At 68.1% G+C, this 12,573-nt stretch carries 12 protein-coding genes; 6 read left to right on the plus strand and 6 right to left on the minus strand.

The genetic code is table 11. From position 1 onward, the window contains the following. The 3 genes from LH475_RS06055 to LH475_RS06065 form a co-directional block, all read left to right on the plus strand. On the plus strand, positions 1–786 hold a 786-nt coding region (locus tag LH475_RS06055; protein WP_297413116.1), incomplete at its 5' end, for a crotonase/enoyl-CoA hydratase family protein. A gap of 144 nt (positions 787–930) precedes the next feature. Continuing rightward, positions 931–2,394: an NAD(P)/FAD-dependent oxidoreductase gene (locus LH475_RS06060; protein WP_196843132.1), complete on the plus strand. Its 1,464-nt coding sequence runs from the start codon at positions 931–933 to the stop codon at positions 2,392–2,394. A 3-nt stretch (positions 2,395–2,397) separates the two neighbouring features. Then, positions 2,398–2,757 carry a Fe-S oxidoreductase gene (locus LH475_RS06065; protein ID WP_196843131.1) on the plus strand — a complete coding sequence of 120 codons (360 nt, stop codon included), beginning with the start codon at positions 2,398–2,400 and terminating at the stop codon, positions 2,755–2,757. A 68-nt stretch (positions 2,758–2,825) separates the two neighbouring features. On the opposite strand, the gene LH475_RS06070 is transcribed toward LH475_RS06065, so the two are convergent. Both LH475_RS06070 and LH475_RS06075 read right to left on the minus strand, forming a co-directional pair. Further along, positions 2,826–4,316 carry a catalase gene (locus LH475_RS06070; RefSeq protein WP_196843130.1) on the minus strand — a complete coding sequence of 497 codons (1,491 nt, stop codon included), beginning with the start codon at positions 4,314–4,316 and terminating at the stop codon, positions 2,826–2,828. Between the two features lie 45 nt (positions 4,317–4,361). Beyond that, positions 4,362–4,844 carry a Fur family transcriptional regulator gene (locus LH475_RS06075; RefSeq protein ID WP_196843129.1) on the minus strand — a complete coding sequence of 161 codons (483 nt, stop codon included), beginning with the start codon at positions 4,842–4,844 and terminating at the stop codon, positions 4,362–4,364. A gap of 100 nt (positions 4,845–4,944) precedes the next feature. On the opposite strand from LH475_RS06075, the gene LH475_RS06080 reads away from it, so the two are divergent. Then, a complete protein-coding gene (locus LH475_RS06080; RefSeq protein WP_297413117.1) occupies positions 4,945–7,002 on the plus strand; it encodes an MMPL family transporter in 2,058 nt (685 codons plus the stop codon). Between the two features lie 47 nt (positions 7,003–7,049). Here LH475_RS06080 and LH475_RS06085 read toward each other — a convergent pair whose 3' ends face one another. Continuing rightward, a complete protein-coding gene (locus tag LH475_RS06085; protein ID WP_297413118.1) occupies positions 7,050–8,480 on the minus strand; it encodes an amidase in 1,431 nt (476 codons plus the stop codon). Positions 8,481–8,557: 77 nt separating this feature from the next. Here LH475_RS06085 and LH475_RS06090 point away from each other — a divergent pair, with 77 nt between their 5' ends. Further along, a complete protein-coding gene (locus LH475_RS06090) occupies positions 8,558–9,382 on the plus strand; it encodes an SDR family oxidoreductase (RefSeq protein ID WP_196843126.1) in 825 nt (274 codons plus the stop codon). Between the two features lie 91 nt (positions 9,383–9,473). On the opposite strand, the gene LH475_RS06095 is transcribed toward LH475_RS06090, so the two are convergent. From LH475_RS06095 to LH475_RS06105, 3 genes are all read right to left on the minus strand, one after another. Then, positions 9,474–10,052, minus strand: a complete 579-nt coding sequence (locus LH475_RS06095; RefSeq protein WP_196843125.1) for a GNAT family N-acetyltransferase — start codon at positions 10,050–10,052, stop codon at positions 9,474–9,476. Next, entirely contained in the window at positions 10,045–10,767 is a 723-nt protein-coding gene (locus LH475_RS06100; RefSeq protein WP_196843124.1) for a uracil-DNA glycosylase, read from the minus strand. The genes LH475_RS06095 and LH475_RS06100 overlap by 8 nt, the downstream gene beginning before the upstream one ends. A gap of 99 nt (positions 10,768–10,866) precedes the next feature. Beyond that, complete coding sequence (locus LH475_RS06105) at positions 10,867–11,574, minus strand: Type 1 glutamine amidotransferase-like domain-containing protein (protein WP_196843123.1); 708 nt, start codon at positions 11,572–11,574, stop codon at positions 10,867–10,869. Between the two features lie 171 nt (positions 11,575–11,745). Here LH475_RS06105 and LH475_RS06110 point away from each other — a divergent pair, with 171 nt between their 5' ends. Then, complete coding sequence (locus LH475_RS06110; RefSeq protein WP_196843122.1) at positions 11,746–12,387, plus strand: class I SAM-dependent methyltransferase; 642 nt, start codon at positions 11,746–11,748, stop codon at positions 12,385–12,387. Positions 12,388–12,573: the final 186 nt, after the last annotated feature.

Below are 12,573 nucleotides of genomic sequence, written 5' to 3' on the forward strand. Positions count from 1 at the left end.
ACCGACCAGCCCCGCATTCTCACCGAACGCCGCGGCCATATTCTGCTGATCGGGTTCAACCGGCCCGAGAAACGCAATGCCGCGGATTTCTCCCTGCTGCAGCAACTCGCACTCGCCTACGGTGAACTCGACCGCGACCCCGAGCTGCGCGCGGGCCTGGTCTACGCTGTCGGCGACCATTTCACGGCTGGACTCGACCTCGCCGACATCGGCCCCCGACTCGGCCCGAACGGGCTCGAAATGGTGCCGGAGGGCGGCATCAATCCGTGGCAAGTGGATGGTCAATCGCTCACCAAACCGGTTGTCATCGCCGTACAGGGCACCTGCCTCACCCTCGGTATCGAGCTCATGCTCGCGAGCGACATTGTCGTGGCCGCCGAGTCGACCCGGTTCGGCCAGATCGAGGTCGCCCGGGGTATTCTGCCGTTCGGAGGCGCGACGATCCGGTTTCCCCGCGCGGCCGGCTGGGGCAACGCGATGCGCTGGCTGCTCACCGGCGACCTGTTCGACGCCGCCGAGGCGCACCGAATGGGCCTTGTGCAGGAGATTGTGCCCGACGGCACCCAGTTCGACCGGGCCCTCGAACTCGCCGAGAAGATCGCGGCCCAGGCTCCGCTCGCCATCCAGGCCACCCTCGCCAACGCCCGACTCGCGCAGCGCGACGGGGCGGCATCCGCTGAAGTAGCGCTGCAGCCGGCCCTGGCCCGCCTGGTGCAGACCGAGGACAGCCGAATCGGCCTCCAGGCCTTCCTGACTCGCACACCCGCCGTCTTCCTCGGACGCTGAACCCACTTCGCACCCTCTCTTGTGCACCGGGCCCGGAAAGCGGGCACGTGATAGATCCTGGGCCCGGTTTCATCAGGTGGGCCCAGGTCTGGAACCTCGGGGTAGGCTTCTCGAAACCGGCCGCCACCCCAGTCAGGAGATTCAATGTCGAGTCAGAGCTACGACGTCATCGTGATCGGAGGCGGCGCTGTCGGAGAAAATGTTGCCGACCGCACCGCTCAGGGCGGCCTGCGTACGGTCGTCGTCGAGAGCGACCTCGTCGGCGGTGAATGCTCGTACTGGGCCTGCATGCCGTCGAAAGCTTTGCTGCGCAGCGGCGCCGCCCTCGCGGCGGCACGGCGGGTACCGGGCGCCGCCGAGGCCGTCACCGGCTCCGTCGACGTGCGCGCCGCCCTCAAACAACGCGACTCCATCGCCAGCCAGTGGAAGGATGACGGCCAGGCGAAATGGCTCGAGTCGGCCGGCATCGACCTCGTGCGCGGCCATGCCCGCCTCACCGCTCTGCGCGAAGTCACCGTGACCGGCGACGATGGCACCGTGACCGTGCTCACGGCAAAGCACGCCGTGGTCGTCAGTACCGGGTCAGCGGCGCTGCTGCCCGACATTCCCGGCCTGAAAGACATCAACCCCTGGACCAGCCGTGACGCGACGAGTGCCCAGCAGATTCCGCCCCGCCTGGCCGTGATCGGTGGCGGGGTCGTCGCCGCCGAGATGGCCGCCGCCTACGCCTCGCTCGGGTCGGCGGTCACCGTGATAGCCCGCAGTCCCCTGCTCGGCGGGCAGGAGCCGTTCGCCGGCGAACTCGTCACCGCCGCCCTGCAGGAGAACGGTGTGACCGTGCTGGTCGGGCCGTCCACGACCGCGGCCCACCGGGAGACCGACGGTGCCGTCACGCTCAGCCTCGACGACGGAACGGCGGTCACAGCCGAGAGGGTACTCGTGGCCATCGGTCGTACGCCGCGCACACACGACCTCGGCCTCGACACGGTCGGCCTCGAGGCAGGCGATTGGCTCACCGTTGACGACACTCTGCTCGTTCAGGGTGACTCCCCCGCCTTGGTCGGCGATTGGCTCTATGCGACCGGCGATGTCAACCACCGGGCGCTCTTGACCCACCAGGGCAAATACCAGGCCCGCGCGGCCGGCGACGCGATCGTGGCCCGGGCGGTCGGCAGCCGGGTCGACGATGCACCGTGGGGCGCGCACGTCGCGACGGCCGACCACGCCGCCGTTCCGCAGGTTACCTTCACCGATCCCGAGGTCGCCTCGGTGGGGCTGACCGCCGCGTCGGCCGTGAAGGCGGGGTATCGCATCCGCATTCTGGATTACGACCTCGCCAACCTGGGCGGCGCCTCGGTGCTCGCCGTCGGTTATGTCGGTAAAGCGCGAGCGGTCCTCGACCTCGACCGGGAGGTTCTGCTCGGCGTCACCTTCGTCGGCCAAGACGTGGCCGAGCTGCTGCACTCGGCCACGGTCGCCATCGTCGGCGAGGTGCCCATCAGCCGGTTGTGGCACGCCGTGCCGAGCTACCCCACCCTGAGCGAGGTGTGGCTGCGCCTCCTCGAAGCCTATGGCCGTCCCGGGTTCACCGATGAGGAGTTACGGTAGGGGATGCGTCGCATCCTCTTTGATTCGCCCGTCAGCCGGGCCGGTTACCTGTACGCGACCGCGTTCGGGCTGGTCTGGGGTTCGATCTGGAGCACCGGGCGCGTCGAAAAACGGGCGGGCCTGTTCGTGTTTCGCGGCATGCCGCCGTGGACGTTCGGGCGCGGCGGATCGTGCGTGGGCGGCTGCTACCTCACCAACCAGAACGTCACGGCAGACGTGCTCGAGCACGAAGCCGTACACAAAAGCCAGTGGCAGCGGTTCGGCATGGTTTTTCCGCTGCTGTACGCGGTCGCCGGGCGCAACCCGCGGAAGAATCGCTTCGAGATCGAGGCCGGCCTGAAAAAGGGCGGCTACTTACGGTAGGTCAGCTCGGGTACACAAAACCGCCCGGCCTGTTGCAGGCCGGGCGGTTTGTGTCATGGCAGGAAGTGCTACTGCGCGGCGACGTACTCGGCGTCGAGCGCTGCAGCCTCGGCGAAGACGGCGAGGTTCGCGCGCAGCTTGGCGCCGAGGTCGGCGTCAACGCTGGTCCAGTACCCAATGGCACGCTCGGTGACCTCGGGGCGTGTCACTGCGCTGATGGCACCCGTGATGGTGTCGAGGAACCGTGCCTTGGCGGCGTCGTCGTAGACCTCGCGATAGAGCGTTCCGGCTTGGCCAAAGTCACTGTCTTCGCTGCGCAGGGTAGCGGCGGCACGCAGCAGTGTTCCGTCGCCTTCCCACGCGCCCTCGCCGGCGGCGGCCGGGTCGGCAACGGGGCCGCCGAGGGAGTTGGGCGCGTAGTTGGGTTCGCTCGGTGCGTTGTAGTGGTGCCGCTGGGCGCCATCGGCCGAGTAGCCGTTGACCGGGCTCTTCGGCGCATTGACCGGCAACTGGGCGTAGTTGGTACCCACGCGGTAGCGCTGGGCGTCGGGGTAGGAAAAGATGCGGGCCAAGAGCATCTTGTCGGGGCTCGCCGCGATGCCGGGCACGAGGTTGGCCGGAGAGAACGCCGCCTGCTCGATCTCGGCGAAGAAGTTGTCGGGGTTGCGGTTGAGGGTGTGCGTGCCGACCGGGATGAGCGGGAAGTCGGCGTGTGGCCAGACCTTGGTCACGTCGAAGGGGTTGAACCGGTAGGTGGTGCCCTGCTCGTACGGCATGACCTGCACGGAGACGTTCCACGACGGGAAGTTGCCGGCAGAGATGGCGTCGGAGAGGTCGCGACGGTAGTAGTCGGCATCCGCACCGGCGATGAGCTCGGCCTCGGATCCCTCCATCTCGACGTTGCCCTGGTTGGATTCGAAGTGATACTTGACCCAGAAGCGCTCGCCGGCCGCATTGATCCACTGGTAGGTGTGCGAGCCGAACCCGGGCATTTCGCGCCACGAACGCGGCAGGCCGCGGTCGCCCATGAGATAGGTGACCTGGTGCGCCGACTCCGGGGAGAGGGTCCAGAAGTCCCACTGCATGGTCGCGTCGCGCAGGCCCGTGCCCGGCAGACGCTTCTGCGAGTGGATGAAGTCGGGAAACTTGATGCCGTCACGAATGAAGAACACCGGGGTGTTGTTGCCGACGATGTCGTAGTTGCCCTCGGTCGTGTAGAACTTCACCGAGAAACCACGAACGTCTCGCCACGTGTCGGGGCTGCCCTGCTCGCCGGCAACACTGGAGAAGCGCTGCAGGGTTTTGGTCGTTGCACCCGGCTGAAACACGGCCGCGCGGGTGTACTTCGAGACGTCGCCGGTCACGACAAACTCGCCGTGCGCTCCGCCGCCCTTGGCGTGCACAATACGCTCCGGAATGCGCTCGCGGTTGAACTGGGCGAGCTTCTCGACCAGGTAGCGGTCGTGCAGCGCGGTGACACCGTCGGCGCCGACGGTGAGGGAGTGCTCGTCACTGGCGACGGGCGTTCCCGTCTGGCTGGTCGTGGTCTTGATGGTCATAGTGCTCCTTGAGTGTGGATCAGCAACGCGAGGTTGACGGGGAAGTTAGGGGTGGGCAGTCTCGGCTTGGCAGCTGGCGCAGAGGCCCCAGTAGATGACCTCGGCGGCGCGCACGTCGAAGCCGAGCGCATCCGCTGGGGTGAGGCAGGGAGCATGACCGACGACGCAGTCCACGTCGTGCACCACGTTGCAGCGCGTGCAGACGAGGTGGTGGTGGTTGTCGCCGACCCGGCGCTCGAACAGTGCGGGCGAGCCAGCTGGTTCGATCTTGCGCACGAGCCCGGCCGTGCTGAACGAGGAGAGCACCCCGTAGACCGCCTGCAGCGAGGTGCCGGGCAGATCTGAGCGCACCGCGCCGAACAGGGCATCGGCGCTGGAATGCGGCATGCCGGTGAGGGCCCGTAACACGGCCAGGCGCGGCGCGGTGACTTTGAGACCGGCCGAGCGGATGCTGTCCGCGATTAGGCTGGCGTCGGCCGCGGCCAGGCGAAGCGCCGCGCCGTCGTGGCTTGCCCTGGTGGTTGTCATGTTCCCACCCTAGTACTTGTTTTGATTTACTCAAAACAACACACGCTTCCTGTCTGAATGAGCTCGTTAGGATTGCGATCATCGAGATTCTGGAGGAACTGTGCTCGCCATCACGCGCTTCATCACCGGCAAACGCACCGCGTGGGCGGTACTGCTCGGCACCGTCGTGGCGGTCGGCCTGCTGTTCGCGCTGCTCCCTTCCAACCAGGCCGAAGACTTTCCGGCCGCAGGCCTGCCGACCACAAGCCAGGCCGCCCAGGTCACCGCTCTGCTGGCCGAGTTTCCCTCCGCCGACCAGACCGCCGCGGTCGTGGTCTGGAGCAGGGACGGCGCCGATCTGACGACGGCCGACCGCAGTGCGATCACCGCGGCCGCCGAAAACCTCGGGGCGGCGTCGATCGCCCCGCGCGCCTCGACGCCGCAGTTCAGCGATGACGGCCAGGCTGCGCTGAGCGTGCTGCCGTTGGATGCCGCGGCGGCGACGGCCGATATTGCGAAGACGGCCACCGACATCCGCCGGACCGCGGCGACCGGGCTGCCCACGGGACTGACCGCCGCTGTCACCGGGCCGGTCGGTTTTCAGGCCGACATCACCAACGCCTTCGCCGGAGCCGACTTTCGCTTGCTGCTCGTGACCGTGATCGTGGTCGCGGTTCTCCTCATCGTGACCTATCGCAGCCCGGTGCTGTGGATCGTGCCGCTCGTCGTGGTCGGGCTCGCCGACGGCCTCGCCGGCAAGGTCGCCGGAGCGCTGGCCGAGCCGCTCGGTTTCGCCCTCGATGCCTCGATCTCGGGAATTCTATCGGTGCTCGTGTTCGGCGCCGGCACCAACTATGCCCTGCTGCTCGTGGCCCGATACCGCGAGGAACTGCTGCACACCGAGAATCGCAACGAGGCCATGCGCACCGCCGTGACGAGCGCCGGCCCAGCCATCGCGGCGAGCGGGGGCACGGTGGCGCTGAGCCTCGCCACCCTGGTCTTTGCTCAGCTCGCCGGCAACCGGGCGCTCGGCATCGCGTGCGCCATCGGCGTGCTCATCGCCATTCTGTTCGCCCTGCTCGTACTGCCGGCCGCGCTCGTGGTCTGCGGGCGCGGCCTGTTCTGGCCGTTCATTCCGCGGGTGCAGGCCCAGGCTGCGCCGGTGCACACCGGTTTCTGGACCCGGCTCGGTCGGGGAGTGTCCAGGCATCCGGTGATCATCACGGTCGTGGGTGTTCTCGCGATAGGTTACCTCGCGTTCGGGCGGAAAGGCGCCGCCGTCGGGCTGTCCCCGGCCGCCCCGCTGGTCGGCAACCCGGAGTCGGTCGTGGCACAGAACATCGTGGACGCGTCTTTTTCGGCGGGGCTGACCAGTCAGACGGTCGTGCTCGCGCCGGATGCGGCATCCGCTGACGCCGTGGCGGTCGCCGTGAAGACCGTGGGGGTGTCCGTTGCGGTGGCCGGCGAAAATGCCGGCGGGCTGACTCGCATCGACGTCACCCTCGACAGCGAACCGGGCAGCGACGCCACCTTCGCGACCATCACCCACCTGCGCACCGATTTAGCGAATGCCGCTGGCCCGGTTGCGCAGTCGCTGGTCGGTGGCAGCGATGCCACGGCCCTCGACACGAAGACGAGCGCTGAACGCGATCAGGACCTGATTGTGCCGCTGATTCTGGGCATCGTCTTTCTCATTCTGGCGCTGCTGCTGCGGTCGCTCCTGGCGCCGGTGCTGCTCATTGTCACTGTGCTCGGTACCTTCTTCGCCAGCCTCGGCGCTTCGAACCTGATCTTTCAGAACCTGCTCGGTTTTGCCGCGTTCGACACCAATGTCGTGCTGTTTGCCTTTCTATTCCTGGTGGCTCTCGGCGTGGACTACAACATATTTCTGACCACGCGAGCCCGCGAAGAGGCCCGGCGCTACGGTACCCGCGAGGGCATGGTGCGCGCGCTCTCGTCGACCGGCGCGGTAATCACGAGCGCCGGCATTCTGATCGCGGCCGTGTTAGCCGTGCTCGGAGTGCTGCCGGTCGTCGCCCTCACCCAGATCGGTGTGATCGTCTGCATCGGGGTACTGCTCGACACCCTCGTCGTGCGCACCGTGCTCGTGCCGGCCCTGGTCTTTCTGGTCGACGACCGGTTCTGGTGGCCGTCGCGGCCGGTCTCGACGCACCGCTAGTCGGGAGCCGGTCGAGTTAGCACCGTCCGGGTTTCGAGCGACTCGGGTTACGCCGGCTCGGGCGGCACCCGGTCCTGCCAGCGGATGCGGCGCTCGAGCTGGGCGCCGAGCGACAGGAGGGTGGCCTCGCCGCCCGGTCGACCGATGAGTTGCACCCCCATCGGCAGGCCGTCGTCGGTCTGATGCACCGGCAGCACGATGGCGGGCAGTCCGCTCACATTGATCATCGAGGTGAACGGGGTGTATTGCACCTGCTGCGCGAAGTTCGCCTCGGCGTCGTGCGCGTCATACCAGCCCACCGGGCGCGGCGTCATGGCCATGGCCGGAGTCAGCACGGCATCAAATTTCGCCAGTTGGTGAATGAACGACCGCTCGAACGCGGTCAACGCGGCGAGCGCCTCGGCGAGGTCCCGGGCGCTGAGGGCACGGCCACGGGCGAGCAGCCACTGGGTCAGTGGCTCGAGAAGGTCGATCTCGGCCTCGGTGTCGGCGGGAATGCTCGCCGCTCCGGCCTGCCAGATGGTGCGGAACGCCGGCCCGTAGCTCGGATCTGGCACGAGCGCCGTCTCTTCGAGGCCGTGCTGCAGGGCGGCGAAGCCGGCGACGGCGAGGTCGACGGCGGTCTGGGCTTCGGGTGCGATCGTTATGGAGTAGTCGTTGTCCCAGGCCGAGGTGGTCATGACGCCGAGCTGAAAACGTCCTTCACCGCGCACCGCCGCCGCCAACAGCGGCGTCTCATCGCCCGGGGCTCGCAGGGCGTAGTGGTGGTCGGGGTGACCGTCGCGGGGCGCGATCATGGCGTCGAGCAGCAGCGCGGCATCCGCTACGGTGCGAGCGAGCGGACCACAGACCGCGAGGCCGCCGAGCTTGTCGATGCCGGAGGCGGTCGGCACGCGCCCGCGACTGGGCTTGAGCCCGACCAGCCCGCAGGCGGCGGCGGGAATGCGAATGGACCCGCCTCCGTCGGAGCCCGGCGCGAACGGCAGTAAGCGAGCGGCGACTGCGACAGCGGCACCACCGCTCGATCCACCGGCGCCGAGCGCAAGGTTCCACGGGGTGCGGGCCGGCGGGGCGGCGAGACTCTCGGTGTAGGAGGCGAGCCCGAATTCGGGCGTGTTGGTCTTGCCGAGGCTGACTCCCCCGGCGTCGTCGAGCGCCTGCACCAGGTCGTCTGATTCGTCGGGCACATAGTCGGCGAACAGACGGGATCCGAACCCGGCATGCACCCCGGCGCGCAGGTGCAGGTCTTTGTCGGCGAACGGGAGGCCCCAGAGCGGTGCGGTGCGGGGCATCCGCTCTTCAACGTCTCGGGCCCGCGCACGCGCCGCATCCGCCGTCACGGTGACGAAGGCGCCGAACGCCGGGTTGAATTTCTCGATGCGGGCGAGGTAATGCTCCACGAGGTCGCTCGGGCTGATTTCGCGGTTCTGCAGAGCCTGCCATTGTTCCAGGGCGGTCAGTTCATGTGGATCAGCCATATTCTGAGCCTAGTTCGACCGAGCCGGGCGGCCAGCCACCACTGGTCATGCACGCTCAGGACGGCTAGCCTCAAGCCATGGCCAGCGCTTTGTACAACCCCATTGGCACCACCGCGCTCATCACCGGAGCATCAAGCGGCCTCGGCGTCGGGTATGCCCACGAGCTCGCCCAGCGCGGCGCGGATCTCGTGCTCGTCGCCCGCCGGCAGGCCCGCCTCGAAGCCCTCGCCGTCGACCTGGCCGAGAAATACGGCACGGTCTCCACCGTCATTCCGCTCGATCTCACCAGCGCGGATGCCGTCACCGAGCTGGTCTCCGACCTCCGCGAGCGAATGATCACCATTGGCACCCTCGTGAACAACGCCGGCTTCGCGACCTTCGGCACCGTGCTCGACTCCGACGAGGCCCGGGAACGGGAGCAGATCGCCCTCAACGTGCACGCCCTCACCGCTCTGACCCACGCCTTTCTGCCCGAACTGGTCGAGACTGCCTCGCTGCATCCGCACACCGCGGCGCTCGTGAATCTGGCGAGCACGGCGGCGTTCCAGCCGGTGCCGCACATGGCGGTTTACGGAGCCACCAAGGCCTACGTGCTCAGCTACACCGAAGCGGTCAGCTACGAAACCCGGTCGAGCGGCCTCAAGGTGACGGCGATCTGCCCAGGCCCGGCCGATACCGAGTTCTTCGAGGTCGCCCAGACCAGCGGCGGCAAGAAGGGCACTCAGCTCACGGTCGAGGAGGTCATGCGCGCCTCCTTCTCCGCGCTCGACCGTGCGGTGACGCCATCGGTCGTGCTCGTCGGCGCCCGTAACGCGCTGCTCGCCCGGGTGGCCAGCATCTTGCCGAGGCCCGCGGTGCTGGACATGGTCGGCCGCATGAACACGCCCCGCGACGCCCGCTGACCCGGCGTGACAGCACCCGGTGCCCCGGGGACACGGCCGCGCTGAACCGACCAATCACGGGGCTAAATTCGACCGAGAAGGGCCGGAGTGGCTATTTCAGGCTTTTTTGCAGCAGAATGGTGCCGAGCCAGCGCTCGAACTTGAATCCGACCTTGCCCATGCGGCCGATCTCGTGGAAGCCGAAGTCGCCGTGCAGCTTGATCGAGGCATCCGCCCCCTGGTCGGCGATGACGGCGATGATCTCTTTCAGGCCGGCCGCTTTCGACCGTTTGATCAGCTCGCCGAGCAGCTCCCGCCCGAGTCCCTTACCGGTCGACGCGGCGCCGAGGTAGATCGAATTCTCCACCGTGAATCGGTAGGCCTTCTTCTGCTTCCACGGGCTGACCAGGGCGTACCCGAGAATCTGACCGGCCGGTGACACGGCCACAATGAACGGCATGCCCTGTTTGTTCAGGTAGTAGAACTTGTCGCGCCACTCGGTGAGGGTCATCGCATCTTCGTCAAAGGTGACGGTGCTGTTGGCGACGTAGTAGTTGTAGATCTCTTGAATGTGCGGCAGGTCGCTCGCCCGGACCTCGCGCATCGTGTACTCGAACGGCGCCTCGGCCGCAACGTCCGGCCGCAGGTGGCGGGGTAGCCGACGACGAGGCTCGTATTCTTCCTCAAGCACCGGGCACTCCCCTTTCTGGTTGGTTCCAGATTACCGGAAGCTCCCAGTGCACCGATGCCGCCCCCTGCTCGATCAGCAACCGGTTGGCGTTGCTGAATGGCCGGGAGCCGAAGAATCCGCGGCGGGCCGACAGCGGGCTCGGGTGCGCCGACTCGAGCACCGGGGTGTCGCCGAGCAGGGGCCGAAGCGCACCGGCATCTTTGCCCCACAGAATCGCCACGAGCGGAAGCCGCCGCCCCACGAGCGCGCGAATGGCCTGGTTGGTCACGGTTTCCCAGCCGTCCCGGCGATGCGAACCGGCCGCACCGGCCCGCACACTGAGCACCCGGTTGAGCAGCAGCACCCCCTGGTCGGACCATGCCGAGAGGTCCCCGTGAGCGGGACGCTGCAGGCCGAGGTCGTCCTCCAGCTCGGTGAAAATATTGCCGAGGCTGCGCGGCAGGGGACGCACGTCGGCGTTGACGGCGAAGGCCAGCCCAATCGGATGCCCCGGCGTGGGGTACGGATCCTGACCGACGATGAGCACCCGCACGGCGTCGAACGGCTGGCGAAACGCGCGCAGCAGGTGCTCCGGAGCGGGCAACACCGTGTGGCCGGACGCCCGTTCGCTCGCCAGAAACTCGCCCACCCGGGCCAGGTCATCGGCAACGGGAGCGAGCGCGTGCGCCCAGCCCGAGTCGATCTGACCGGCCGCCGCGAGGGCGGCGAGGTTCATGAGGTCACCATTCCCAGGAACCCGGTCGGCACGCCGCAAAACGCGCGGCCACCCGATCGCGGGTGGTGCGGCATCCGTTCGCCGACTTTCATCCGACAGTCAGGCGCCGATGGTGCTCACGAGCACACCGCCGTCGGCCTGACTGACCCGCCAGACGCTGCCGGCTCCGAGCACTCCGAGGGCGCCCTCGCCGACGACGAGCACGGTATTTTCGTCGATGCCCAGGCCGCCGTCGATGAGGCCGGCCTCGGTCGCCGCGATCAGGCGGGACAGGCTGCCGGACTGGGCGGCGTGCACGTCGACCGTGACGTCGAGCAGTCCAATGCCCTGGGCGAAGGTGATTTCGTCGAGGCCCTCCGAGACGTGTTCGGGGGTGACCTCGACGCCGCCGATGCGCCAACCGCCGATCAGGGCCCGTTCGGCCGCGATCATGGCGCCAGCCGAGAAGCCGAGGTAGGGCACCCCCGTCGACACCTGGCGGCGGATCTCTCCGGCGATGGGCAGCAGGGCGGCCAGATAGTCAGGGGTCACACCGCCGCCAATGAGGATGCCGTCAACCGCGGACACCGCGGTGAGGGCGGCGGTATCGCCAGACGCGAGCGTGGCTCGGCGGGTCTGCACGGCATCGCCGAGCGATGCGGCCAGTTCCTCGGCGTGCGCATTCCCCGGTCCGACGGTGATTATCGCGACAACCGGTTCGTCGCGACCGGCCTGGGATGCCTGAAAGCTGACCTCGGACAGGAATGTTTTGAACACCTCGGCATCGCGCACGAGGTCTCCCCCGCCGCCGACCAGGTGCACGCTCATGCGTGAGCCCATCGGGTCACGGTGGAGGCTGGCACGGTGGAGGCTGGCACGGCAGGGTGTGAAGTCGTCATCCGTCAATGCTAATCGAGCGCCGGTTTCTCGTGCGCTTTACTATGTGTGGGTCGGCCGCGAACGGATCGATCGCCCCGGCCATCGTGGCAGGCTGGAACAATGACGACGCAGTTTAATGAAGCCACCTGGGACGACCGCTACCGCGCGAGCGCGCACGTGTGGAGCGGCAACCCGAACCCGCAGCTGGTGTCAGAGACGAGCGAGCTCGCCCCGGGGCACGCACTCGACGTGGGCTGCGGCGAGGGCGCCGACGCGCTCTGGCTCGCCCGGCGCGGCTGGCGGGTCACGGCCGTTGACTTCTCCGCCGTCGCCCTCGAGCGAGCGGCCGCACACGCGGCGTCCGAGGCCGAATCGGCCGTGCGTATCCACTGGGCACACCACAATATACTCGAGTGGACGCCACCCGCTGGCAGTTTCGATCTGGTCTCGTCGCAATTCATGCACCTGCCGAGCCGTGAGCGCAGAGCACTGTTTCACCGCCTCGCGGCCGCGGTCCTGCCGGGCGGTACCCTGCTGATTGTGGCGCACCATCCGTCTGATTTGGTCTCAGGAATGAAGCGCCCGCAGCTGCCCGACCTGTTCTTTACGGCCGAGGAGGCCGCCGAGGGACTGGACCCGGCCGAGTGGGAGATTCTGGTCAGTGAGGCCCGCACCCGGGACATCACCGGGCCGGACGGCGACCAGATCACGATCGCCGACACCGTGCTGCGCGCCCGCCGTCACGTGGATGCCGACGGCTGAGTCGCGCCCGTTCGTCGAGACTGTCAGACAGACCAGGGCTTGGATAGAGCGCGTCAGTTCTAACGCGCTCAGGAGCTGGTTGTGATTCAGGCGGCGCCCGCGCCCGGCACGGCGGGGCGGTGGCCGGGCGCGCTGGGCTCGCGGGCGCCGCCTACCCGCGGGAGCGCCGGCCAAGGGAACACGCTC

The organism is Cryobacterium sp., from assembly GCF_026786305.1.
Lineage (GTDB): Bacteria > Actinomycetota > Actinomycetes > Actinomycetales > Microbacteriaceae > Cryobacterium.

What these genes read in the sequence shown, in the direction of transcription:
- LH475_RS06070 (WP_196843130.1), bottom strand. Translation starts at nt 4,316, where the DNA reads ATGACCATCAAGACCACGACCAGCCAGACGGGAACGCCCGTCGCCAGT.
- LH475_RS06065 (WP_196843131.1), top strand. Translation starts at nt 2,398, where the DNA reads ATGCGTCGCATCCTCTTTGATTCGCCCGTCAGCCGGGCCGGTTACCTG.
- LH475_RS06085 (WP_297413118.1), bottom strand. Translation starts at nt 8,480, where the DNA reads ATGGCTGATCCACATGAACTGACCGCCCTGGAACAATGGCAGGCTCTG.
- LH475_RS06060 (WP_196843132.1), top strand. Translation starts at nt 931, where the DNA reads ATGTCGAGTCAGAGCTACGACGTCATCGTGATCGGAGGCGGCGCTGTC.
- LH475_RS06075 (WP_196843129.1), bottom strand. Translation starts at nt 4,844, where the DNA reads ATGACAACCACCAGGGCAAGCCACGACGGCGCGGCGCTTCGCCTGGCC.
- LH475_RS06110 (WP_196843122.1), top strand. Translation starts at nt 11,746, where the DNA reads ATGACGACGCAGTTTAATGAAGCCACCTGGGACGACCGCTACCGCGCG.
- LH475_RS06105 (WP_196843123.1), bottom strand. Translation starts at nt 11,574, where the DNA reads ATGAGCGTGCACCTGGTCGGCGGCGGGGGAGACCTCGTGCGCGATGCC.
- LH475_RS06090 (WP_196843126.1), top strand. Translation starts at nt 8,558, where the DNA reads ATGGCCAGCGCTTTGTACAACCCCATTGGCACCACCGCGCTCATCACC.
- LH475_RS06100 (WP_196843124.1), bottom strand. Translation starts at nt 10,767, where the DNA reads ATGAACCTCGCCGCCCTCGCGGCGGCCGGTCAGATCGACTCGGGCTGG.